Source organism: Plantactinospora sp. BB1 (assembly GCF_003030385.1).
GTDB lineage: Bacteria > Actinomycetota > Actinomycetes > Mycobacteriales > Micromonosporaceae > Plantactinospora.
On the sequence record NZ_CP028159.1, the window covers coordinates 1,736,042 to 1,759,683 of the forward strand.

Genomic DNA, 23,642 nt, shown 5'->3' on the forward strand with positions numbered 1-23,642 from the left:
GCCGGTCGACGGCAGTGCACGTGCCGTCGACCGGCCCCGTACGCTGGCGCCGCCATTTCCGTCCCCGGCAACTGTGGGTAGGCTCGACTGCCATGTCAGCCCGCGAGGCCTCCGAGGAAACCCGCCGTCGGCCGCTGCTGACCGTACTCTTCTGGGTCGGGGTGGGGTTGGCTCCGCTGGCCGCCCTGTTACTGCTGGTCGGGCAGGGGAACGGGCCGCTGCGGATCGCGGCGGTGCTCGCCGTGTTGGCGGTCGTACTCATCGGACTGTCGATCACGTTGCGTGGCGACTCGGAGGGTGTCCGGCTGGACCTGGAGGAGACCCTCATCGAGGAACTCGACGACCTGCGGGGCGAGCTGCGCAACGACATCGCCACGGCCGCCCGCGCCACGCACAAGGCGTTCGGCGAGAAGCTGGAGGTCGTCCAGGGCAACGTCGAGGCGCTGCGTGGCCAGATCGAGGCCGTCCGGGCTGCCGCCGCCGTACCGGGTGCCTCCGCTCCGGCCGCCGCGACCGGTGCGGCCGCCACGGCGGCGGTGGTCGGTGGCGCGGCCGGTTCCGCCAGCGTGCCCGCCGGGCGGGCGGCGGCCGAGCCGGGCGGGAGCGGCTGGGCCGGCACCGATCCGGGTCGGACCGGTCGGGTGCCGGACGAGCCTGCCTCGGCAGGCTGGGCGCCGGGCGGACCGGGCCGGGAGGGTTCGGGCGCCCGCCCCGACGGGCCACGCCGAGCGGGAAGCGGTCCGGCTCCGTCGCACGCCGCAGGTTCGCCGCATGCCGTGGGTCCGTCGCATGCGGCGGGTCCCTCCCACGCCGCCGGTCCCTCCCACGCTGCGGGTCCGTCGCATGCTGCGGGTCCGGCGCACTCGGTGGACCAGGGCGACACCGGCGAGTTCCACGGTGGGCCGGGCGGCGGCTACCAGGGTGCGGCCGGCTACCGAGGCGGCAGTTACCAGGGGAGCGGCCGTTCCGACGGTGACCGGACCGGGCCGGGCCGGGGGCGGTATGGCCGGGACGAGGGCGCGGCGGCTGAGCCCGGGCAGTACGGCCACTCGTGGGCGCAGGGCGCCCGGCCGCGCGGCCCGGGCGGGATGGCGGGCAACCCGGGTGGCGTCTCCGGGCCCCCGCTCGGCCGGGGCGTGGTACGGCACACCGAGACCGTGCAGGTGACCACCCGGCAGACCATCGTCGGCGGGCACGAGGACGACGACCATGCCGGCTACGGCGCCGGGACCTACGGTGGCGGTGTCTACGGCGGCGGCGCCCAGCCGGGCGGCTACGGCAACGGCGGCTACGGCGGCGCCGGCCAGCCCGGCGGCTACGACGGCTACGGCAGCCAGGCTGGCGGCTACGACGGCCAGGCTGGCGGCTACGGCGACGGTGGCCAGCGAGGCGGCTACGGCGCCGCCCAGCCCGGTGGCACCTATGGCGGTGGCACCTATGGCGGTGGCACCTACGGCGGTGGCACCTACGGTGGCGGCACCTACGGCGGTGGCGAGGAGCGGGCCGGTGGCCGGGGTCGAGGCGGTGACGGGCGTCGGGGTGGTGCCGGCCACGCCGGGGGCAGCGCCAACAACGGCGGAGGCAGCGCCTACAACGGCGGGGGCGGCGGTTACGGCGGCGGCAGCGGCTACGGGGGCGGCCCCGAGCGGGACGGGCGCGACGGGGACCCGGACGACTGGCGGCCGGCGCAGGGGCGGCAGGCCGCCGAGCCGGCCGACGAGGGGCGGAACGGACGCCGGACCGGCGGAGACGGCGGCTGGCGTGGCCGTTCCGCCGACCCGGATCCGGATCCGGGGATCGGCGACCCGGCCGACGACTCGTACTGGGCCGAGCTGCGGGCCGGCGACCGCTGGACCTCGGTACGCAGCGACGACCGGGGCCGCGAGGTCCGGATGGGCGAGCGGCGGGCGTCGATGCGCTCCGACGAGTCGGGTACCGAGCTGCGGGTCGAGGACCGCTGGGCGGAGATGCGCCGGGAGGAGCCGGGGCCGGCCGAGGACCGGCGGGCGGGTCGCCAGTGGTCGGAGCCCCGGGACGACGACCGGCGCTCCGAGGGCCAGAGCGGTCAGCGCGGTCAGAGCGGTCGCAGCGGTCAGCGCGGTCAGCGCGGTTCCGGCGGGTGGGCTGCCGACGACGCCGTCCCGCGCGGCGATGCTGGCGACTCCGGCGACGGTCGGGGCTGGGAGCGGTCCGGGAGTGCGCCGGCGCTGCCCGCCGGAGGTGTGGACCCGGCGTCCGCCTGGGGTCCACCGCGACAGGAGCCCGAGCCGGAGCCGGCCCGGCGGGGGCGGCGGCACCGGGACGACGAGGAGTACGGCTACCCGCCGCTGGACGAGGCGCCCCGGGCCGGCGGTACCCGACGGTCGGAGTACGGCTACCCCGCCGAGGGCGACTGGCGCTGACCGTCGCGCCACCGTCCCGGGCCACCGGAGGGTTCCGCCCGGCGGTGCGGCCGGTACGTCACTTGTCGATGTCGCCGACGACGAAGAACATCGAGCCGAGGATCGCGATCAGGTCCGGCACCAGGCAGCCGGGGAGGAGCGTGGCCAGGGCCTGCACGTTGGCGTACGAGGCGGTGCGCAGCTTCATCCGCCACGGCGTCTTGTCGCCCCGGGACACCAGGTAGTAGCCGTTGATCCCGAGCGGGTTCTCGGTCCAGGCGTAGGTGTGCCCCTCCGGCGCCTTCACCACCTTCGGCAGCCGCACGTTCACCGGACCGCTGATCCGGTCGACCTGGTCCAGGCAGCGTTCCGCGAGGTCGAGCGAGACGTACACCTGGTCGAGCAGGACCTCGAACCGGGAGTGGCAGTCACCGGCGCTCCGGGTGACCACCGGCACGTCCAGCGACCCGTACGCCAGGTAGGGCTCGTCGCGGCGCAGGTCGAGGTCGAGCCCCGAGGCCCGGGCGACCGGGCCGGAGGCGCCGTACGCGGCCGCGTCGGCGGCGGAGAGCACCCCGACCCCGACGGTACGGGCCAGGAAGATGTCGTTGCGCCGGATCAGGTTGTCCAGGTCCGGCAGGCGGCGGCGTACCTCGCCGATCGCCGCCCGGGCCCGCCGGGTCCAGCCGGCCGGCACCTCCTCCTTGAGCCCGCCGACCCGGTTGAACATGTAGTGGATCCGGCCGCCGGAGACCTCCTCCATGACCGCCTGGAGGGTCTCGCGTTCCCGGAAGGCGTAGAACATCGGGGTGATGGCGCCGATCTCCAGCGGGTAGGAGCCGAGGAACATCAGGTGGTTGAGCACCCGGTTCAGCTCGGCGAGCGCGGTGCGCAGCCAGACGGCCCGCTCCGGCACCTCGATCCCCATCATCCGCTCGACCGCCAGCACCACGCCCAGCTCGTTGGAGAAGGCCGACAGCCAGTCGTGCCGGTTGGCGAGCACGATGATCTGCCGGTAGTCGCGTACCTCGAAGAGTTTCTCGGCGCCCCGGTGCATGTAGCCGACGATCGGCTCGGAGGAGATCACCCGCTCGCCGTCGAGCACCAGCTTGAGCCGGAGTACGCCGTGGGTCGACGGATGCTGCGGCCCGATGTTCAGCACCATGTCGGCGGTCTCCAGGCCCGCCCCGGTGCCGACGGTCAGTTCCCGCAGCGCCCCGGTGTCGGCAGTCATGCCCGTCATCGTGCCACGATCCGCCCGGCCGCATCGCCGGCCGGCGCGACGTCCGGTCCGGCGCCGAGCCATCCAGCCGTCCCGGCGCCGAGCCATCCGGCCGGTCCGGGGTCGACGCCGACCGGTTGCAGCAGCCACCAGTGGCCGCCGAGGCCGGCCGGGTCGGTCAGTTCGGCCGCCGTGGAGGCCCGGGCGAGCGCCCGGACGTAGCCGGCCGGGTCGGTCGAGGCCAGCGTCAGCGCGGGTCGTCGCCCGTCGGCCCCGAGTGCGCGCAGCGCACGGTGCTGTTCGACCAGGGTGTACGGCAGGCCGGCCCGCGCCGTACCGGCCGCCGCCACCGAGTCGACCGCGACGTGCGCGGTCAGGTCGCAGCTCCCGTCCGGTACCGGGTCGACCTGCCGGCCGGCCCGGAACCCGGTCAGCGTGCCGCGCACCGGGCGCGCGTCCCGCAGGTGTCCGTAGTCGACGGCGAGGGCCAGCCCCCGGTGCAGGCTGCCGACCGCCTCGGCCCAGGCGGTGTCCCGGGGCAGTCCGATCTCGACCCGCTCCGGCGGGCGCGGGGCGGACCCGTCCCGGCCCGGGGTCGGCCACCAGCGGGCCAGCCACTGCGTCTCGGCCGGGTCGAGCGGGCCGCCGGGGGACTCGGCGCCGGTGGCCGGGTCGACGAGTACCCGGCGCCAGCCGGCCGGGCCGGCCTCCGCCACGTCCAGCGGTACGTTGTCCAGCCACTCGGTGCCGAGCAGCAGCCCGACGATCCGCTCCGGTAGCTCCGGCCGCCAGTCGATCGTCTCCGGCAGCGCATCCGGGCGCGGGGCGAGTTCGACCCCGGTCAGCCGGAGCCGGGCGGCGAGTTCCGGCGGGGCGAGCCGGGCCAGCGTGCCGAGGAGTTCACCCCGGCCGGCACCGACGTCGACCACCTGCAACGGGTCCGGCCGGCCCAGCGCGGCGTCGAGCCGGTCGAGCAGCCGCAGCAGGGCAGCGCCGAGCACGGGTACGGCGTGCGCACTGGTCCGGAAGTGCGCGGCCGGTCCGGCACCTCCGACGAAGAATCCCCGGTCACCGTAGAGCGCGGTGGTCATCGCGGCTCGCCATCCGATCGGCACCGGCCCAGGTTATGCGGCGCCGGTCACCCCGGGCCGCCACCCGCCCCGGCCGGCGGGCGACCGGCGGTGAAGGTTTTCACAACCTCTTGGTCCCGAGCTGGCCGGACGGCGCATACTTGCGATCGACCGGTACCACTTATCGAGGACTGGATCACGCTATGAGCGCTTCCGCGCGCCCGCAGGCCGGCACCTCCGGCGGGTCGGCCCGGCCATCGGCCGCCGCCCCGAGCCGTGATCCGGCCGGTCAGGGCCAGTCGCACCCCATGATCCCCCGCCAGCTCACCGTCGGCGTGATCGGCGCCGGCCGGGTCGGAGCGGTGCTCGGCGCCGCGCTGGGCCGGGCCGGGCACCGGGTGGTCGCCGCCGCCGGGGTCTCGACCGCCGCCCGGGACCGGATCGCCCGGCTGCTGCCCGGGACCTCGGTACGCCCCGCCGACGAGGTGGCCCGGGCCGCCACCGACCTGCTGCTGCTGGCCGTACCCGACGACTCGCTGGCCCCGGTCGTGGCCGGGCTGGCCGGGACCGGCGCGCTCCGCCCCGGGCAGGTGCTGGCGCACACCTCCGGCGCGCACGGGCTCGACGTGCTCGCCCCGGCCGTGGCGGTCGGGGCGCATCCGCTGGCCCTGCACCCGGCGATGACCTTCACCGGTACCGCCGAGGACCTGCGTCGGCTGCCCGGCATCTCGTACGGGGTGACGGTCCCGGAGCCGCTGCGGCCGTTCGCCGTCCGGCTCGTCGCCGACCTCGGCGGGGTACCCGAGTGGGTCGCCGAACCGGATCGCCCGCTCTACCATGCCGCGCTCGCGCACGGCGCGAACCATCTCGTCACGCTGGTCAACGAGGCGGTGGAGCTGCTCCGCGCCGCCGGGGTGGCCCAGCCGGCGAAGGTGCTCGGGCCACTGCTGCGGGCCGCCCTGGACAACTCGCTGCGGCTCGGCGACGCGGCGCTGACCGGGCCGGTGTCCCGGGGCGACGCCGGTACGATCGCCCGGCACCTGGACCGGCTGGCCGCCACCGCCCCGGAGTCGGTACCCGGCTACCTGGCGCTGGCCCGCCGTACCGCCGACCGGGCGATCGCCGCCGGCCGGCTCCGCCCGGCCGACGCCGAGGCCCTGCTCGGGGTCTTGGCGGACCGGGACCGGAAGGTCACCGCCGCGTGACGACCGGGCGGCGGGAAGAGCGGCAGGTGACCGGGGAGGAGTGGGGAGCGAGATGACCACGGTGTTGCGTACCCGGGCGGAGTTGGCGGCCACCCTGGCCCCGCTGCCCGGGAGGCTGGCGGTGGTGATGACCATGGGCGCGCTGCACTCCGGGCACGAGGCGCTGCTGCGGGCGGCCCGGGAGCGGGCCGACACCGTACTGGCGACGATCTTCGTGAACCCGCTCCAGTTCGGCCCGAACGAGGACTTCGACCGGTACCCCCGGACCTTCGAGGCCGACCTGGCGGTCTGCCGGGCGGCCGGGGTGCGGTACGTCTTCGCCCCGTCCCGGGAGGAGCTGTACCCGGACGGCGAGCCGATGGTCCGGGTCGACCCGGGCAGCCTCGGCGAGGAGTTGGAGGGCGCCAGCCGCCCCGGCTTCTTCACCGGGGTGCTGACCGTGGTGGCGAAGCTGCTCAACCTGCTCCGGCCGGACGTCGCACTCTTCGGCGAGAAGGACTACCAGCAGCTCACCCTGGTCCGCCGGATGGTCCGCGACCTGGAGCTGGACGTCGAGATCGTCGGCGTGCCGACCGTACGCGAGTCGGACGGGCTGGCGCTCTCCAGCCGCAACCGCTACCTGTCGGCCGAGGAACGGGTCTCGGCGCTGCGGCTGTCGGCGGCGCTGCGGGCCGGCAGCGACGCCGCCGGGGCCGGGCGGGGTGCCGACGGTACGCTCGCCGCCGCCTACCGGGCCTTCGGCGAGGGTACGACCGGCGCGAAGCTGGACTACCTGGTGCTGACCGCCCCGGACCTGGGCCCGGCACCCGCCACCGGACCGGCCCGGATGCTGGTGGCCGCCTGGGTCGGCTCCACCCGACTGATCGACAACATGCCGGTCGACCTGGCTCCGGCTCCCGCTCCGGCCGGCTGAGGCCCCGACCGTCCGACGACCGCCAGCGACATCCCTGCACCACGGAGGACGTACCGATGTTCCGCACGATGCTCAAGTCGAAGATCCACCGGGCCACGGTGACCCAGGCGGACCTGCACTACGTCGGTTCGGTGACCATCGACGCCGACCTGCTGGACGCCGCCGACCTGCTCCCCGGCGAGCAGGTCGCGATCGTGGACGTGACGAACGGGGCCCGGCTGGAGACGTACGTGATCCCCGGGGAGCGCGGCAGTGGCGTGATCGGCATCAACGGTGCCGCCGCGCACCTGGTGCACCCGGGTGACCTGGTCATCCTGATCTCGTACGGCCAGATGGACGACGCCGAGGCGCGGACGTACCAGCCGCGGATCGTGCACGTCGACGCGGCGAACCGGATCATCGAACTGGGCGCCGACCCGGCGGATGCCGTACCGGGAATGGTCGGCGACCCCGTCCGGGGCGACCTCGTCGCCACCGCCTGATCCGCCGACCTCTCTTGGAGCGACCCGCCGGGGATCCTGGAGCGACCCGCCGGGGAGATGATCTTCCCTTCGGGGTGACCCCGCCGGTTAACGTAGGGTGCAGCCATCCGGACCGTTGGTCGCCCTGGGGAGGACGCGATGCGCCGTTGGACGAGCGCCCTGGCGCTGGCCGGGGCGGTGCTGCTCGGCGTCGCCGGCTGTGCGCCTCCGGGTGGCACCGACGGCGACCTCACCAACGACTGGGCGCCGGTCGGCGAGCCGGCGGTCTTCACCCCGGCGGCCGAGACCTGCCACTCGGCGGACTTCTCCGAGACGGTCTACCTCTCCTCGTACCTGCCGGTGGAGTGCACCAGCAACCACCGGCTGGAGACCGTGCACGTGGGCACCTTCGCCGGGGCGGCGGGCGAGGCGGAGAAGCCGCCGGCACCGGGCTCGGCCGGCTTCACCACCGCGTACGCCGAGTGCGACAGCCGGGCGCGCGGATTCCTCGGCGCGGACTGGCGTACCGGCCGGCTCTGGCTCGGTGTGGCGGTGCCCTCCCCGAAGGGCTGGTCGGCCGGGGCCCGGTGGTTCCGCTGTGACCTGACCGAACTGTCCAACGTCGAGGAGGACGGCGACGCGGTGAGCCGGACGGCGAGCCTGAAGGGCGCGCTGCGCGAGGCCGGACCGCTCCGGTTGGGCTGCTACGCCACCACCCTGACCCGGACCGAGACGATCGACCGGATGCCCCCGGTGGAGTGCTCGGCCCGGCACAACACCGAGTTCGCCGGGGTGTGGCGGGCACCGGCGACCTTGAAATACCCGACGGCGGAGCGGGACTGGCAGCCCTTCTACGACGGCTGCTACACCATCGCGGCCCGGTTCGTCGGGGTGTCGCAGAGCACGGTCCGGTTCCGTACCGGGGTGGTGACGCTGCCCGGCGGGCGGGACGACTGGACGTCGGGCAACCGTGGGGTCCGGTGCTACCTGTGGGTCTCCGACGGAAAGTTCACCCGCTCGCTGAAGGGTGCCGGCGCGAACGGGCTGCCGATCCGGACCGGTTGATCCGATCGATCCGGTGCCGGGCGCCTCGTCGTCCGGTTCGGCGGAGCGTCTTCGCCAGAGCGTCGTAGGCCACTTCTCCCGCCCCCGGGGCGCCCCGGCCCACCCGTACGCGGTTGACTGGAGCGATGCAGTTTCCGACCGTCGACCTGCCGGTGGTACCCCGGCTGCTGGCCGCGCCGGCACCCGGCTGGGTGGAGACCACCGACGTGGTCGTGATCGGGTCGGGCATCGCCGGGCTCACCGCCGCACTGCACCTGCGCGAGGCGGGACTGCACGTGACCGTGGTGACGAAGGTCAACATCGACGACGGCTCGACCCGGTGGGCGCAGGGCGGCATCGCGGCCGTACTCGATCCGCTGGACACCCCGGCCGCGCACGCCTCGGACACCGAGCTGGCCGGGGTCGGGCTCTGCGACCCGGCGGCGGTCCGGGTGCTGGTGGAGGAGGGGCCGACCCGGCTCCGGGAGCTGATCCGGGCCGGGGCCGAGTTCGACCGCAACCCGGACGGTTCGCTGATGCTGACCCGGGAGGGCGGGCACCGGGCCGACCGGATCGTGCACGCCGGCGGGGACGCGACCGGGGCCGAGGTGCAGCGGGCGCTGCACGCCGCGGTCGGCCGCGACCCCTGGATCCGGCTGGTCGAGCACGCCCTCGTCCTCGACCTGCTCCGGGCCCCGGACGGCGGCTGGGCCGGGCCGGGGCGGGCCTGCGGGATCACCCTGCACGTGCTCGGCGAGGGCAGCGAGGACGGCGTCGGCGCGATCCTGGCCCGGGCGGTGGTGCTGGCCACCGGCGGGATGGGGCAGGTCTTCGCCGCCACCACGAACCCGGTGGTCTCCACCGGCGACGGCGTCGCCCTGGCGATGCGGGCCGGTGCCGCCGTGACCGACCTGGAGTTCGTCCAGTTCCATCCGACCGCGCTGATGGCGCCGGCCGCGGCCGGGGTCGACGGCGTCACCCCGGCCCGATCCGCCCAGCAGCCGCTGGTCTCCGAGGCGCTGCGCGGCGAGGGCGCGCACCTGGTCGACGCGGACGGCAAGCGGTTCATGGTCGGCCAGCACGAGCTGGCCGAGCTGGCCCCCCGGGACGTGGTGGCCAAGGGCATCCACCGGGTACTCCTGGCCACCGGCGCCGACCACGTCTTTCTGGACGCCCGGCACCTCGGCGCGGAGTTCCTGGCCCGGCGCTTCCCCACCATCGTCGCCTCCTGCCGTTCGGCCGGGATCGACCCGGCGGAGCAGCCGATCCCCGTCGCCCCGGCCGCGCACTACGCCTCCGGCGGGGTACGCACCGACCTGCACGGCCGCACCTCCATCCCGGGCCTGTACGCCTGCGGCGAGGTCGCCTGCACCGGCGTGCACGGCGCGAACCGGCTGGCCAGCAACTCGCTGCTGGAGGGGCTGGTCTTCGCCCGGCGGATCACCCAGGACATCGCCCGGGACCTGCCGGCACAGGCCGAGCCGGCGCCGACCGGGGCGTGGCGGGGCGGCGAGGGCGCGACGGTCGACCCGGCGGTGCGGGCGAGCCTGGCCCGGGCGATGACCCGGGGTGCCGGGGTGCTCCGCTCCGCCGACTCGCTCCGGGCGACCGCCGCCGAGCTGGTCACCCTCGGGGCGACCCGGGGTGCGCCGCGTACCGCGAACTGGGAGGCAACCAACCTGCTCACGGTGGCCGCCGCGCTGGTCGGCGCGGCGTACGCCCGGCAGGAGACCCGGGGCTGCCATTGGCGTGAGGACTTCTCACAGGCACGCGATGATTGGCTCGGACACCTGGTCGGGTCGATCGGTCCGGCGGGCGAACTGCGACAGGACTGGGAGGCACTGTGCTGACGGACCCGACCACGCGGGCGCTGCGGGACGCCGGGCTCGACCCGGCGGAGGTGGAACGCGTCGTCCAAGGAGCGCTCGACGAGGACCTGGGGCCGGAGCGGCTGGACGTGACCAGTGTGGCGACCATCCCGGCCGAGCAGGTCGACACCGCCGAGGTGGTGGCCCGGGCCGGTGGCGTGGTGGCCGGGCTGGCCGTGGCGGCGGCCGTCTTCGAGCTGGCCGGCGGCCCGGACGTACGGGTGCTGCCGGTGGTCGCCGACGGCGCCGAGGTCGCCGTGGGGGACGTACTGGCCAGGGTGACCGGGCCGACCCGGGGGCTGCTCACCGCCGAGCGGACCGCGCTGAACCTGCTCTGCCGAATGTCCGGGGTGGCGACGCACACCAGGGCCTGGGTCGAGGCGCTGGGCGGCAGCAAGGCGACGGTGCTGGACACCCGGAAGACCACGCCGGGGCTGCGCGCGCTGGAGAAGTACGCGGTACGGGCCGGTGGCGGCGCCAACAAGCGTCTCGGGCTCTACGACGTGGCGATGATCAAGGACAACCACAAGCTGGCGGCCGGCGGCATCGCACCGGCGTACCGGCGGGTCCGGGAGGCGTTCCCGGCGGTGCCGATCCAGGTCGAGGTGACCACGGTGGCCGAGGCGCTGGAGGCGGTGGAGGCGGGTGCCGACTTCCTGCTCTGCGACAACATGTCCCCGGCGCTGCTGGCCGAGGTGGTGACGGCGGTCGGCGACCGGGCCGAGCTGGAGGCGACCGGCGGGCTGACCCTGGCCACCGCCGCCGAATACGCGGCGACCGGTGTCGACTACCTCTCGGTTGGGGCGCTGACCCACTCCTCCCCTATCTTGGACATCGCACTGGACCTCCGCTCGCGCGCCGCGTAGCGGCGGGACGCGCCACGACTCGGGGTTCGGACGGACGACATGCTGCTCTGTATCGACATCGGCAACACCAACACCGTGCTGGCGACCTTCGAGGGCGAGAAGCTGGTGCACTCCTGGCGGATCAAGACCGATGCCCGGTCCACCGCCGACGAGCTGGGTCTGAAGCTGCGCGGCCTGCTGGCCGGTGACGCGGTGGAGATCACCGGGGTGGCCGCTTGCTCGACGGTGCCGGCGGCGCTGCGCTCGCTGCGTACGATGCTGGCCCGCTACTACGGCGACATCCCGAACGTGATCGTGGAGCCGGGGGTGAAGACCGGGGTGCAGTTGGCGATCGACAACCCGAAGGAGGTCGGCGCCGACCGGGTGGTGAACACGCTGGCGGCGTACACCCTCTACGGCGGACCGTCGATCGTGGTCGACTTCGGCACCACCACGAACTTCGACGTGATCAGCGGGCGGGGGGAGTTCCTCGGCGGGGCGTTCGCGCCCGGGATCGAGATCTCCTTCGACGCGCTGGCCGCCCGGGCGGCCCAGTTGCGCAAGGTCGAGCCGGCGGTGCCCCGTTCGGTGATCGGCAAGAACACCGTGGAGTGCCTCCAGGCCGGAATGTACTTCGGCTTCGCCGGCCAGGTGGACCGGATCGTCGAGCGGATGATCGGTGAGCTGGGCGAGGTGCGGGCGGTGATCGCCACCGGCGGGCTGGCGTCGCTGGTGATCGGCGAGTGCCGGACGATCACCCACCACGAGCCGATGATCACGCTGATCGGGCTGCGGATGGTCTACGACCGCAACCGCTGACCGCCCCGTCGCGGTCGGCCGCCGCCGGCCGGTTCAGCGTCGGCGGGCCCGGAAGACCAGGGTCCGGTACGGCAGCGCGAAGCTCTCCCGTCCGGCCAGGTCCGGGTGGCTGGCGGTCAGCTCCCGGATCTTGGCCGCCACCTCCCGTTGCTGCTCCGGGCTGGCGGTGATGTAGTGCGACCGGGTGCTGATCATCCCGACCAGGGCCTCCGGGGTGAGGGTCAGGCCGTGCCGGAACTCGTTCCGTTCGACCGGCTCGAAGTCGGGGCCGAAGCCGTCGATGCCGGGTCCGTCGTCCCGGGCGCCGCGCCCGCCGAGCACCTCCACGGTGATCGCGGTCAGCGCGGCCACCCAGGGCACCGACTCGTCCCGGTGGTTGAAGATCGCGGCGTACGTCCCGCCGGGGCGGAGCAGCCGGGCCCCCTCGGCGTGCGCCACCGGATGGTCGAACCAGTGGTACGCCTGCCCGGCGACGATCGCGTCGACCGACCCGTCCGGCAGCGGCACCCGCTCGGCCGACCCGGGCCGGGCGACCGTTCCCGGGGTGGCGGTGTCGAGCCGGGCCCGCATCCCCGGGTCCGGCTCGACCGGCGTCACCCGGTAGCCGAGCCGCAGTAGTACCCCGGTGAGGATGCCGGTGCCGGCGCCGAGGTCCAGCACCTCGGCCGGGGCGGGACGGCCGACCGCCCAGCCGACCGCCGGCTCGGGATAGCTGGGCCGGTACCGGTCGTAGCTCTCGGCCGCGGCACCGAAGGAGAGGGCGTGGGACTGGTCGACCATGCCTGGAGGTTATCCAGTGCTCCGGGGCCGACGCACTTGAGTACGCTCGGGGCCGAACTCCGCCGACACGATTTCCCGAGGAAGCATGCCGTGAGCCAGCAGATCCCGAACCCCGCCGATCCCGTGGACGACCTTCCCGAGCAGATGCGGGTCCGCCGGGAGAAGCGGGACCGCATGCTCGCCGAGGGCGTCCAGCCGTACCCGGTGGGATATCCGCGTACCGCGACGCTCGCCGAGATCCGGGCCCGTTACGCCGATCTTCCGACCGATACGGCGAGTGGGGACGTCGCCGCCGTCACCGGCCGGGTGATCTTTGTCCGCAACACCGGGAAGCTCTGTTTCGCCACGCTGCGCGATGGCGACGGGACGGAACTCCAGGCGATGTTCTCGCTCGACCGGGTCGGGCAGGACCGGCTCGACGCCTGGAAGCGGCTGGTCGATCTCGGCGACCATGTCGGGGTGACCGGTGAGGTGATTACCAGCCGGCGCGGTGAGCTTTCCGTCCTCGCCGATTCGTGGGAGCTGACCGCGAAGGCGCTGCGGCCGCTGCCGGTGGCACACAAGCCGCTTAGCGAGGAGGCCCGGGTCCGGCAGCGTTATGTCGATCTGATCGTTCGTCCCCGGGCCCGCGAGATGGTACGCACGAGGGCGGCGACGCTGCGTAGTCTGCGCGATTCGCTGCACGCCCGGAGTTTCATCGAAGTTGAAACCCCCATGCTGCAACCGCTGCCCGGCGGGGCCACGGCCAGGCCATTCGTGACGCACAGCAATGCGTTAGACACGGATCTGTATCTGCGAATCGCCCCCGAGCTTTTTCTCAAGCGGGCGGCGGTCGGCGGCATCGACCGGGTCTTCGAGATCAACCGTAACTTCCGTAATGAGGGGGTCGACTCTTCGCACTCGCCCGAGTTCGCCATGCTGGAGGCGTACGAAGCGTACGGTGACTATGACACTATGGCGACCCTCACCCGTGACCTGGTGCAGGCGGCGGCGCTCGCGGCGACCGGGTCGCATGTGGTGACCCACGCCGACGGCACCGAGTTCGACCTCGGCGGGCAGTGGCGTTCGGTGACCCTCTACGGCACCCTTTCCGAGGCGCTCGGCGAGGAGGTGACCGTCCGCACCGGCATGGCCGACCTGCTCGGGTACGCCGAAAAGGTCGGTCTCGCGGTCGACCCCAAGTGGGGGCCGGGCAAGCTCGCCGAGGAGCTTTTCGAGGAACTGGTCGTACCCACCCTGCGGCAACCCACCTTCGTCCGGGACTACCCGGAAGAGACCAGCCCGCTGGTGCGGGCGCATCCCGACCAGCCGGGACTCACCGCCAAATGGGACCTCTACGTCCTCGGTTTCGAGCTGGCCACCGGCTACACCGAGCTGGTCGACCCGGTGGTGCAGCGGGAGCGGCTGGTGGCCCAGGCACAGCGTTCCGCCTCCGGCGACGACGAGGCGATGCGCCTCGACGAGGACTTCCTGCGGGCCATGGAGTACGGAATGCCGCCGCTCGGGGGCATGGGAATGGGAATCGACCGGCTGCTGATGGCCCTCACCGGCCTCGGAATTCGGGAAACCATCCTCTTCCCGATGGTCCGCCCGGAGTAGTTGCCGCGGCGCGGCCTGTCGCGTAGTTTCGCCATCCTATTGACGGAGCAAGCATCTAACGGGCTATTGTGCTCTTGTTTGCGGCGAACCTGCTCGAAAGGATAGCGACACGTGGCCAAGCAGATCATTCACAAGCTGGTCGATGACCTGGACGGCGGAGACGCGGACGAGACGGTCAAGTTCTCGCTCGACGGCGTGCAGTACGAGATCGACCTGTCGAACAAGAACGCCGGCAAATTGCGGGACCTATTCGCCCCGTACGTCGCGGCCGGCTCGAAGGTGGGCCGGGGCGGCGTGGTGGTCGGCGGTCGTGCCGCACGGGGGCGGGGTGGCGCCACCGCCGACCGCGAGCAGAACAAGGCGATCCGGGCCTGGGCCAAGAAGGAAGGCAAGGACATCTCCGACCGCGGGCGCATCCCGCAGGAGATCGTGGACGAGTACCACGCCAAGGCGGGCCGCTAGGCGTCGGTGCTTTCCCGACCCGCGCGCGGGGTGGGTGGACGGCTTCGTCCACCCACCCCGTTCATTTTTCGCCGTGCTGGGCGGTATGAGACGATTGGTGCGGGTGTCCGCTTCGTCGACATCGGTGGCCCGGGAACATCCTGGCGGCCCAGGCGTTGTCCACATCCAGTGGACGAAGTTGTCCACAGCCTGTGGATGACGCGGGGCCGCGTCGCCCGGGCGGGACTCGAAATTTCGCTCTGCGCGTACAGCGGACGGTCCGGGAAGCATCGCTGAGCGTGGACGGTTGGGAAAAACGTCGCGTACGTGGCTCATTCCGGGAACACACGACCTCAGGAGAGTCGGCTCGCGGCGATAGAGTAAGGGAGCACGGATGTCCGCCTCGGGCGTCCGGGTGGTGGCCCCGCCACGATGCTTGGCCATCAAGATCGAGTGCGCACGGCACGTGAGGAGCACGAGGGCATGTTCGAGCGGTTCACCGACCGAGCGCGGCGGGTTGTCGTCCTGGCTCAAGAAGAAGCCCGGATGCTCAACCACAACTACATCGGTACGGAACACATCCTGCTAGGCCTCATCCACGAGGGTGAGGGCGTCGCCGCGAAGGCCCTGGAGAGCCTGGGGATCTCGCTGGAGGGCGTCCGCCAGCAGGTCGAGGAGATCATCGGCCAGGGTCAGCAGGCGCCGAGCGGGCACATCCCGTTCACGCCGCGGGCCAAGAAGGTGCTGGAGCTGTCGCTGCGCGAGGCGTTGCAGCTCGGCCACAACTACATCGGTACGGAGCACATCCTGCTCGGCCTGATCCGTGAGGGCGAGGGCGTCGCCGCCCAGGTGCTGGTGAAGCTCGGCGCCGACCTCAACCGGGTCCGCCAGCAGGTCATCCAGCTCCTCTCCGGCTACCAGGGCAAGGAGCCGGCCGCCGCCGGCACCGCGCCGGGTGAGGCCGCGCCGTCGACCAGCCTCGTGCTGGACCAGTTCGGTCGCAACCTGACCCAGGCCGCCCGGGAGGGCAAGCTCGACCCGGTCATCGGCCGGGAGAAGGAGATCGAGCGGGTGATGCAGGTGCTCTCCCGCCGTACCAAGAACAACCCCGTCCTGATCGGCGAGCCCGGGGTCGGCAAGACCGCGGTCGTCGAGGGGCTGTCCCAGCGGATCATCAAGGGCGAGGTGCCGGAGACGCTCAAGGACAAGCAGCTCTACACGCTTGACCTGGGTGCCCTGGTCGCCGGCTCGCGATACCGCGGTGACTTCGAGGAGCGCCTGAAGAAGGTGCTCAAGGAGATCCGCACCCGCGGCGACATCATCCTGTTCATCGACGAGATCCACACCCTGGTGGGTGCGGGTGCCGCCGAGGGCGCGATCGACGCGGCGAGCATCCTCAAGCCGATGCTGGCCCGTGGCGAGCTGCAGACCATCGGCGCGACGACGCTGGACGAATACCGCAAGCACCTGGAGAAGGACGCCGCCCTGGAGCGGCGGTTCCAGCCGATCCAGGTGGGTGAGCCGTCGCTGGCACACACCATCGAGATCCTCAAGGGCCTGCGGGACCGCTACGAGGCGCACCACCGGGTGAGCATCACCGACGCCGCGCTGGTCGCGGCGGCGACGCTCGCCGACCGCTACATCTCCGACCGGTTCCTGCCGGACAAGGCGATCGACCTGATCGACGAGGCCGGTGCCCGGATGCGGATCCGCCGGATGACCGCGCCGCCGGACCTGCGCGACTTCGACGAGCGCATCGCCCAGGTGCGCCGCGACAAGGAGTCCGCGATCGACGCGCAGGACTTCGAGCGGGCCGCCCAGCTCCGCGACAAGGAGAAGCAGCTCCTCGGCCAGAAGGCGCAGCGGGAGAAGGAGTGGAAGGCCGGCGACCTCGACGTGGTCAGTGAGGTCGACGACGAGCAGATCGCCGAGGTGCTGGCGAACTGGACCGGCATCCCGGTCTACAAGCTCACCGAGGAGGAGACCTCCCGGCTGCTCCGCATGGAGGACGAGCTGCACAAGCGGGTCGTCGGCCAGGAGGACGCGGTCCGCGCGGTTTCGAAGGCCATCCGGCGTACCCGGGCCGGCCTGAAGGACCCGAAGCGGCCGTCCGGCTCGTTCATCTTCGCCGGCCCGTCCGGCGTCGGTAAGACCGAGCTCTCCAAGGCGCTCGCCGAGTTCCTCTTCGGCAGCGAGGACGCGCTGATCCAGCTCGACATGTCCGAGTTCCACGACCGGTACACCGTGTCGCGGCTGGTCGGGGCGCCCCCCGGCTACGTCGGCTACGACGAGGGTGGCCAGCTCACCGAGAAGGTGCGCCGCCGGCCGTTCTCGGTGGTCCTCTTCGACGAGATCGAGAAGGCCCACCCGGACGTCTTCAACACCCTGCTCCAGATCCTGGAGGACGGGCGGTTGACCGACGGCCAGGGCCGGATCGTGGACTTCAAGAACACGGTCATCATCTTGACCACCAACCTGGGCACCAGGGACGTGGCCAAGGCGGTCTCGATGGGCTTCCAGGCCTCCGAGGACTCCGACTCGAACTACGAGCGGATGAAGCAGAAGGTCAACGACGAGCTGAAGCAGCACTTCCGGCCGGAGTTCCTCAACCGGATCGACGACACGATCGTGTTCCACCAGCTCAACCAGACCGAGATCCTCTCGATCGTGGACATCATGATCCAGCGGATCGAGACCCAGCTCCGCAACAAGGACATGGGCCTCGAGCTGACCGACAACGCCAAGAAGTACCTGGCGAAGAAGGGCTTCGACCCGGTGCTGGGCGCCCGGCCGCTGCGGCGGACGATCCAGCGCGACATCGAGGACAACCTGTCGGAGCGGATCCTGTTCAACGAGTTGACCCCGGGGCAGATCGTCGTCGTGGACTGCGAGGGCGACCCGGACAACATCGACAAGTCCAAGCTGGTCTTCCGCGGCGCGGAGAAGCCGGTCCCGGTGCCCGACGCGGTGCCGGCCGACCTCGGCAACACCGCTCCGGCCGGCGCGGACGAGTAGTCGAGCGGCAGCTCGGATAGCGGATGAACGGTTCGGCCCGGTGGCAGTCGCCACCGGGCCGAATTCGTCTTTCCGGCCGGGCTGTTCAGCGACCCGGCTATCCGTCGGTGCCGCCCTCGCCGGCCAGCACACAGGTGTCGTCGCGCATCTCGACCAGGCCGTCCTCGATCAGCCCGGCGAGTGCCCGGGACCGTTGCAGGTCGTCGGACCAGACCAGGTCCAGCCGGGCCCGGGGCACCGGGCCGGTGGCCTCCCGGAGTACGGCCAGCAGCCTGCCCCGGACCTGCCGGTCGGTGCCCGCGTACCGCTGGGGTCGGCGGGTCGGGCCGGCCGGCGCGGTACGCCCGGACGCCAGCCAGGCGCACCGGTACGCCAGCGGACAGTCGACACAGCGGGGCGCCCGGGCGGTGCAGACCAACGCGCCCAGCTCCATGAACGCGGCGCTGGCCCGGGCGGCCCGGTCCGGCGCCACCGGCAGCAGCGCCTCGGTGGCGACCAGGTCGGCGGGACGGGTCGCCGGACCCGCGTCAGGTTCTCCGGCGACGGCCCGGGCCACCAGCCGGCGTACGTTGGTGTCCACCACCGGGTGCCGCTGCCCGTACGCGAACGCCGCCACCGCCCGGGCCGTGTAGGCACCGACGCCGGGCAGCGCCAGCAACTCGTCCAGTCCGGTCGGCACCTCGCCGCCGTGCCGCGCCAGCACGGCGACCGCGCACTCGTGCAGCCGCAGCGCCCGGCGGGGATAGCCGAGCCGCCCCCACATCCGGATCGCCTCGGCCGGGGTGTCCGCGGCCAGGTCCGCCGGCCGGGGCCACCGGGCGAGCCAGGCCCGCCAGGCGGGGAGTACCCGGATCACCGGGGTCTGTTGCAGCATGACCTCGCTGACCAGGATCGGCCACGCCCCGATGCCGGGCTCCCGCCACGGCAGGTCGCGGGCGTTCTCGTCGTACCACCGGATGGCGTCGGCGGCGAGTTCCGAAGTTGTCGTCGACATGGCGCCGTCGATCCTGTCATGCCGGACCGGCGGGCGGCCGGCGGCCGGGGCGGGCGCCGAAGTCTGCGTCGTCCCGGAGCGTGGGCCGGAGGTCGGGTCGGGCCCCGGGCGGCCGATTGGTCGGGCAGACTGCCCGGATGAACGAGCTCGCGATCACCGTCATCGGTCCGGACCGGCCCGGCATCGTGGCCGACGTGACGGAGGCGCTCGCCCAGGTCGGGGCTAACCTGACCGACTCGACCATGACCCGGCTGCGCGGGCACTTCGCGATGACGCTGATCTGCGTCGGCCCGTCCGGTGCCGAGGCGGAGGCGGCGCTGACCCCGGTCGTCGCGGACGGCCCGCTGGTGGCGACGGTCCGCCAGGTCGGTGCCGAGGCGTCGAGTACCCCGTTCGGCGAGCCGTACCTGATGGCGGTGCACGGGGCCGACCGGCTCGGCATCGTCGCCGCGCTGACCCGGGTACTCGCCGAGGCCGGCGGCAACGTCACCGACCTGACCACCCGGCTGACCGGCCCGCTCTACGTCCTCCTCGCCGAGGTGGAGCTGCGGCCGGACACGGCCGACGCGGTCGCCGCCCGGCTGGCCGAGGTGGCCGCCGGACTGGACGTGGAGGTAACCCTGCGGCGTGCCGACTCGGATCTGCTGTGACGGCGAAGGACGGTTCCGGGATGGCCGAGGCGTGCGGCCTGGGTGACTGGACACCCGAGTTGCTCGGCGACCGGGGCGCCGTACGCCCGGTGGTGACCGCCCCGGCCGGGGTGTTGAGCCGGGAGGGTGCCACCGTCGACCCCTGCGACGACGACGTGGTGCGGCTCGCCGCCGACCTGGTGGCGACCATGCGGGTCTCGCCCGGCTGCGTCGGCCTGGCCGCGCCACAGATCGGGGTCGGGGCCCGGGTCTTCGCGGTGGACGTGACCGGGCATCCGAAGACGGTCACCTCGCACGGAACCTTCGTGCTCTGCAACGCCGAGGTCGTCGAGGCGAGCCGCTGGCGGCCGGGGCGGGAGGGCTGCATGTCGGTCCCCGACCTCACCGGCGACGTGAAGCGGGCCAGCCGGGTGGTGGTCCGGGCAGAGCTGCCCGGCACCGGAGCGGCGGTCCGGCTGGTCACCGACGGTTTCGAGGCCCGGGCGCTACAGCACGAGATCGACCACTGTGCGGGCCGGCTCTTCCTGGACCGGGTGGCCGGCGCGCACGCCGTCTACCAGCGGAAGGTCTATCTGTGATCGGCGGCGCCGAGACGGCGTGCCGGGTCTCCGGCGCGTCGCGGGGATCCGGGCGACCCGTGCCGATACGGTGAAACCATTATGCGTCTGACGGTTGGCCCCCTTCCGCCCGCCGTGTATTGGCGGCGTCGAGCCGTCGTGCTCGGCGCCCTGCTGCTCTTCCTGGTCGTGATCCTCTACTCCTGCGTCAACACAGCGGGCGATCCCGGAAAGGACAAGACCGCCAACCCTGGGCCGTCCGCGACGCTCACCCCGCACGTCGACCCGTCGGCGTCCGGCCCGCCTCAGTCGGGTGCCCCCGAGTCCGGTGCTCCGGAGCCGGGCGGCCCGGGCGGCGAGCCGACCGACGCACCTCCGGCGGGTGAGGAGGAGACCTCCGTCGAGCCGGCGGGCGGCCAGGTGCCGCCGGCACCGCCACCGGTTCCCAACGAGTGCACCGACCAGGAGATCTCGGTGACACCGGTGCCCTCGCAGACCTCCGTGCAGCGGGGCCAGACGATCGAGCTGCGGCTCAAGATCAAGAACGTCTCCAACCGGACCTGCAACCGGGACGTCGGCGCCGACCTCCAGGAGCTGTACATCAAGTCCGGGGCCCGCAAGGTCTGGTCGTCTGACGGGTGCAGCGAGGTCCGGGCCAACGACATCCGGCCGTTCCCGCCCAACCACGAGAACGCGTACACGATCTCCTGGAACGGGCGCGAGAGTTCCAAGTGCGCCAACCAGCTCGCCGCCGGGCCCTATCCGGTCGCCGGCAGCTACGAGCTCTTCGGCCGGCTCGGCAACAAGCTCAGCAAGCCGGTCCGGATAACCATCACCGGCTGACGGGCGACGACTCGGACGGGTCCCGGCAGGCCGCCGGCCGTCCAGCCGTCAGACGTACCGCTCCAGAATGGACGCCTCGGCGAGCCGGGAGAGCCCCTCCCGTACGCCCCGGGCACGGGCGTCACCGACCCCGTCGACCGCCTGTAGGTCCTCGACGGTGGCGCCGAGCAGCCGTTGCAGGCTGCCGAAGTGCCCGACGAGCCGGTCGACCACCAGCCCGGGCAGCCGGGGCACCTTGGCGAGCAGTCGGAACCCGCGCGGGCTGACCGCCGCGTCGAGCGCGTCGGAGGCGCCGGGGTAGCCGATCGCCTTGGCGACCGCGACCAGGTCGATCAGCTCGGTGGCGGTGAGCAGGTCCAGCTCGACCAGGGCCTCGTCGAGGGTCCGCGCCTTGCGCCCGGTCGGCAGGTAGTCGCGGATCACCAGGGTCCGGTCGGCGTCCACCCCGGCCATCAGCTCGTCGAGCTGGAGGGCGAGCAGCCGGCCGTCGGTGCCCAGCTCGACCACGTAACCGGCGATCTCGTCGGCGATCCGGCGGACCATCTCCAGCCGCTGCACCACGGCGACCGCGTCCCGTACGGTGACCAGGTCCTCGATCTCCAGCGCGGAGAGGGTGCCGGAGACCTCGTCGAGGCGGAGCTTGTAGCGCTCGAGAGTGGCCAGTGCCTGGTTGGCCCGGGACAGGATCGCGGCCGAGTCGTCCAGCACGTGCCGCTGGCCGTTGACGTAGAGGCTGATGATCCGCATCGACTGGCTGACCGATATCACCGGGAAGCCGGTCTGCCGGGCCACCCGCTCGGCGGTGCGGTGCCGGGTGCCGGACTCCTCGGTCGGGATCGACGGGTCGGGCATCAGGTGCACGGCGGCCCGGACGATCCGGGTGCCGTCGCTGGAGAGCACGACGGCGCCGTCCATCTTGCACAGTTCGCGGACCCGGGTCGCGGAGAACTCGACGTCGAGCGGGAAGCCGCCGGTGCAGAGGGTTTCGACGACCCGGTCGTAGCCGAGCACGATCAGGGCGCCGGTCCGGCCGCGCAGGATGCGCTCCAGCCCGTCCCGCAGTGCCGTGCCCGGCGCCATCAGCGCCAGGTTGGCCCGCAACGGGTCGCCGGTCGGGCCCGTCCCGTTCATGGTCATGTTGCCGACCCCGACGGGGCGGGTCGAGGTGCCGGCGCTGGTGCGGACAGGAGGAGCCGCGCTGGCGGTACGGTTCGCGTCGCGGTCGATCGGCACTCGGACATTCTACGGACCGCCCTGCGTTCGGTGCTGTCGCGGTTACTGTGACGTGCCACTGTGCCTGCTTCCTCCCATCGGCGCGCCGTCGGTACCGTCTGGGACCCGCCGCGTAGTGTCCAGTTTGTAGCTGATTGGCAAGCCTTGCCGGGCGTGGCCGTCCCGTCTGGCCGCAGGTGGCAACGGCCGTAAGCATGCCACGCCCCGGCCAACCGCAGCGCGGCGTGACCGTATGGTTACTCAGCCGACACCCGCGCCACGCACTGCAGCGCCGATCGTACGTCGGTGACTTCCGTCACCCGCATGTTCTCCGGAGCCACCCCGCTGGCGCTCGGCCCGCAGCCGGTCGGCACCAGGGCGTACTTGAAGCCGAGCCGGGCCGCCTCGGCCAGCCGCCGGGGCACGGCGGCGACCCGACGCACCTCGCCGGTCAGCCCCACCTCCCCGATCGCCACCAGATTCGGCGCGATCGCCAGGTTGAGCCCGCCGGAGGCGACCGCCAGCGCGACGGCCAGGTCGGCGGCCGGCTCGACCACCCGGATCCCACCGACGGTGGCGGCGAAGACCTCCCGGTCGTGCAGGGTCAGCCGCTCGGTCCGGCGTTGCAGCACCGCGAGCACCATCGCCAGCCGGGCGCTGTCCAGCCCGGAGACGGTCCGCCGGGGCGACCCGGCCACCGTGGCGCCGATCAGCGCCTGCACCTCGGTGACCAGCGCCCGCCGCCCCTCCATCGCCACCGTCACGCAGGTGCCGGGGACCGGGTCGGCGGAGCGGGTCAGGAAGAGCCCGGACGGGTCGGCGAGGCTGCTGATCCCGCCCTCGTGCATCTCGAAGCAGCCGACCTCGTCGGCGGTGCCGAACCGGTTCTTCACGCCGCGCACCATCCGCAGCGACGAGTGCTTGTCGCCCTCGAAGTGCAGCACCACGTCGACCAGGTGCTCCAGCACGCGGGGGCCGGCGACCTGGCCGTCCTTGGTGACGTGCCCGACGAGTACGGTGGCGATCCCCCGCTCCTTGGCGACCGCGACCAGGGCGGCGGTGACCGCCCGGACCTGGGTGACCCCGCCCGGCACCCCCTCGGTGCCGGGGGTGGAGACGGTCTGCACCGAGTCCAGCACCAGCAGGCCCGGCTTGACCGCGTCGAGGTGGCCGAGGACGGCGGAGAGGTCGTTCTCGGCGGCCAGGTAGAGCCGGTCGTGCAGGGTGCCCATCCGCTCGGCCCGCAGCCGGACCTGGCTCACCGACTCCTCGCCGCTGACCACCAGCGACGGGCTGCCGGCGCCGGCCGCCCACTGCTGGGCCACGTCGAGCAGCAGCGTCGACTTGCCGACCCCCGGCTCACCGGCGAGCAGCACCACCGCGCCGGGCACCAGACCGCCGCCGAGCACCCGGTCCAGCTCGGGAACGCCGGTCGGACGCGCCCGGGCCGGTGCGGCGCTGATGGTGGCGATCGGCCGGGCCGGCTCGGCCGGCGCCCGGGAACTGACCACCCGGCCGGAGACGGTGGGGCCGGTGAGGGTCGACTCGACGACGGAGCCCCACTCGCCGCACTCCGGGCACCTGCCGACCCACTTGGGCGGCTGGTGGCCGCAGGCGTCGCACTCGTAGGCGGGGCGGGGGTCGCGGCTCGCGGCACGGCCGCGCCCGGTCGCTGGGCGGGGCGTGGCTCGGCTGGTCGTCACCCGAGCACGCTAACCAATCC

The 23,642-nt window shown here is 73.2% G+C and carries 20 protein-coding genes; 14 read left to right on the forward strand and 6 right to left on the reverse strand.

Going from position 1 to position 23,642, the window contains the following annotated elements; all coding sequences use genetic code 11:
* Positions 1 to 92 precede the first annotated feature (92 nt).
* Entirely contained in the window at positions 93 to 2,402 is a 2,310-nt protein-coding gene (locus C6W10_RS07330; RefSeq protein WP_107257398.1) for a hypothetical protein, read from the forward strand.
* 58 nt (positions 2,403 to 2,460) lie between these two features.
* Here C6W10_RS07330 and C6W10_RS07335 read toward each other — a convergent pair whose 3' ends face one another.
* Both C6W10_RS07335 and C6W10_RS07340 read right to left on the reverse strand, forming a co-directional pair.
* Positions 2,461 to 3,624: an NADH-quinone oxidoreductase subunit D gene (locus tag C6W10_RS07335; protein WP_107257399.1), complete on the reverse strand. Its 1,164-nt coding sequence runs from the start codon at positions 3,622 to 3,624 to the stop codon at positions 2,461 to 2,463.
* On the reverse strand, positions 3,621 to 4,718 hold the full coding sequence (locus tag C6W10_RS07340) for an SAM-dependent methyltransferase (RefSeq protein ID WP_304598412.1): 1,098 nt from the start codon (positions 4,716 to 4,718) through the stop codon (positions 3,621 to 3,623). Before C6W10_RS07340 ends, C6W10_RS07335 begins: the two co-directional genes overlap by 4 nt.
* 263 nt (positions 4,719 to 4,981) lie before the next feature.
* On the opposite strand from C6W10_RS07340, the gene C6W10_RS07345 reads away from it, so the two are divergent.
* The 7 genes from C6W10_RS07345 to C6W10_RS07375 all read left to right on the forward strand — a co-directional run bounded on the left by C6W10_RS07345 (position 4,982) and on the right by C6W10_RS07375 (position 11,828).
* On the forward strand, positions 4,982 to 5,878 hold the full coding sequence (locus C6W10_RS07345) for a Rossmann-like and DUF2520 domain-containing protein (RefSeq protein ID WP_107263738.1): 897 nt from the start codon (positions 4,982 to 4,984) through the stop codon (positions 5,876 to 5,878).
* A 52-nt stretch (positions 5,879 to 5,930) separates the two neighbouring features.
* A complete protein-coding gene (gene panC / locus C6W10_RS07350) occupies positions 5,931 to 6,791 on the forward strand; it encodes a pantoate--beta-alanine ligase (protein ID WP_107257401.1) in 861 nt (286 codons plus the stop codon).
* Positions 6,792 to 6,847: 56 nt separating this feature from the next.
* Positions 6,848 to 7,273: an aspartate 1-decarboxylase gene (gene panD / locus C6W10_RS07355; protein ID WP_107257402.1), complete on the forward strand. Its 426-nt coding sequence runs from the start codon at positions 6,848 to 6,850 to the stop codon at positions 7,271 to 7,273.
* 138 nt (positions 7,274 to 7,411) lie between these two features.
* Positions 7,412 to 8,317: a septum formation family protein gene (locus tag C6W10_RS07360; RefSeq protein ID WP_107257403.1), complete on the forward strand. Its 906-nt coding sequence runs from the start codon at positions 7,412 to 7,414 to the stop codon at positions 8,315 to 8,317.
* Between the two features lie 125 nt (positions 8,318 to 8,442).
* Complete coding sequence (locus C6W10_RS07365) at positions 8,443 to 10,146, forward strand: L-aspartate oxidase (RefSeq protein WP_107257404.1); 1,704 nt, start codon at positions 8,443 to 8,445, stop codon at positions 10,144 to 10,146.
* Positions 10,143 to 11,030 (forward strand): carboxylating nicotinate-nucleotide diphosphorylase, encoded by an 888-nt coding sequence (nadC, locus tag C6W10_RS07370; RefSeq protein WP_107263739.1) that lies wholly within the window; start codon positions 10,143 to 10,145, stop codon positions 11,028 to 11,030. Before C6W10_RS07365 ends, nadC begins: the two co-directional genes overlap by 4 nt.
* A gap of 39 nt (positions 11,031 to 11,069) precedes the next feature.
* Entirely contained in the window at positions 11,070 to 11,828 is a 759-nt protein-coding gene (locus C6W10_RS07375) for a type III pantothenate kinase (RefSeq protein WP_107257405.1), read from the forward strand.
* Positions 11,829 to 11,861: 33 nt separating this feature from the next.
* On the opposite strand, the gene C6W10_RS07380 is transcribed toward C6W10_RS07375, so the two are convergent.
* On the reverse strand, positions 11,862 to 12,608 hold the full coding sequence (locus C6W10_RS07380) for a class I SAM-dependent methyltransferase (protein ID WP_107257406.1): 747 nt from the start codon (positions 12,606 to 12,608) through the stop codon (positions 11,862 to 11,864).
* A 144-nt stretch (positions 12,609 to 12,752) separates the two neighbouring features.
* Here C6W10_RS07380 and lysS point away from each other — a divergent pair, with 144 nt between their 5' ends.
* The 3 genes from lysS to C6W10_RS07395 all read left to right on the forward strand — a co-directional run bounded on the left by lysS (position 12,753) and on the right by C6W10_RS07395 (position 17,663).
* Positions 12,753 to 14,207 (forward strand): lysine--tRNA ligase, encoded by a 1,455-nt coding sequence (lysS, locus tag C6W10_RS07385; protein WP_369931418.1) that lies wholly within the window; start codon positions 12,753 to 12,755, stop codon positions 14,205 to 14,207.
* Between the two features lie 111 nt (positions 14,208 to 14,318).
* Positions 14,319 to 14,669, forward strand: coding sequence for an Lsr2 family protein (locus tag C6W10_RS07390; RefSeq protein WP_101369180.1), 351 nt, complete (start codon positions 14,319 to 14,321; stop codon positions 14,667 to 14,669).
* 462 nt (positions 14,670 to 15,131) lie between these two features.
* Positions 15,132 to 17,663, forward strand: coding sequence for an ATP-dependent Clp protease ATP-binding subunit (locus C6W10_RS07395; protein ID WP_107257408.1), 2,532 nt, complete (start codon positions 15,132 to 15,134; stop codon positions 17,661 to 17,663).
* A 97-nt stretch (positions 17,664 to 17,760) separates the two neighbouring features.
* Here C6W10_RS07395 and C6W10_RS07400 read toward each other — a convergent pair whose 3' ends face one another.
* Entirely contained in the window at positions 17,761 to 18,657 is an 897-nt protein-coding gene (locus C6W10_RS07400; RefSeq protein ID WP_107257409.1) for an A/G-specific adenine glycosylase, read from the reverse strand.
* A gap of 137 nt (positions 18,658 to 18,794) precedes the next feature.
* On the opposite strand from C6W10_RS07400, the gene C6W10_RS07405 reads away from it, so the two are divergent.
* The 3 genes from C6W10_RS07405 (at position 18,795) to C6W10_RS07415 (ending at position 20,707) form a co-directional block, all read left to right on the forward strand.
* A complete protein-coding gene (locus tag C6W10_RS07405; protein ID WP_107257410.1) occupies positions 18,795 to 19,307 on the forward strand; it encodes a glycine cleavage system protein R in 513 nt (170 codons plus the stop codon).
* Positions 19,308 to 19,327: 20 nt separating this feature from the next.
* Positions 19,328 to 19,885, forward strand: coding sequence for a peptide deformylase (locus C6W10_RS07410; protein WP_107263740.1), 558 nt, complete (start codon positions 19,328 to 19,330; stop codon positions 19,883 to 19,885).
* Between the two features lie 81 nt (positions 19,886 to 19,966).
* Entirely contained in the window at positions 19,967 to 20,707 is a 741-nt protein-coding gene (locus C6W10_RS07415; protein WP_107257411.1) for a hypothetical protein, read from the forward strand.
* Between the two features lie 48 nt (positions 20,708 to 20,755).
* Here C6W10_RS07415 and disA read toward each other — a convergent pair whose 3' ends face one another.
* Both disA and radA read right to left on the reverse strand, forming a co-directional pair.
* A complete protein-coding gene (gene disA, locus C6W10_RS07420) occupies positions 20,756 to 21,940 on the reverse strand; it encodes a DNA integrity scanning diadenylate cyclase DisA (RefSeq protein WP_107257412.1) in 1,185 nt (394 codons plus the stop codon).
* 236 nt (positions 21,941 to 22,176) lie between these two features.
* Entirely contained in the window at positions 22,177 to 23,622 is a 1,446-nt protein-coding gene (gene radA, locus C6W10_RS07425; RefSeq protein ID WP_107257413.1) for a DNA repair protein RadA, read from the reverse strand.
* Positions 23,623 to 23,642 lie beyond the last annotated feature (20 nt).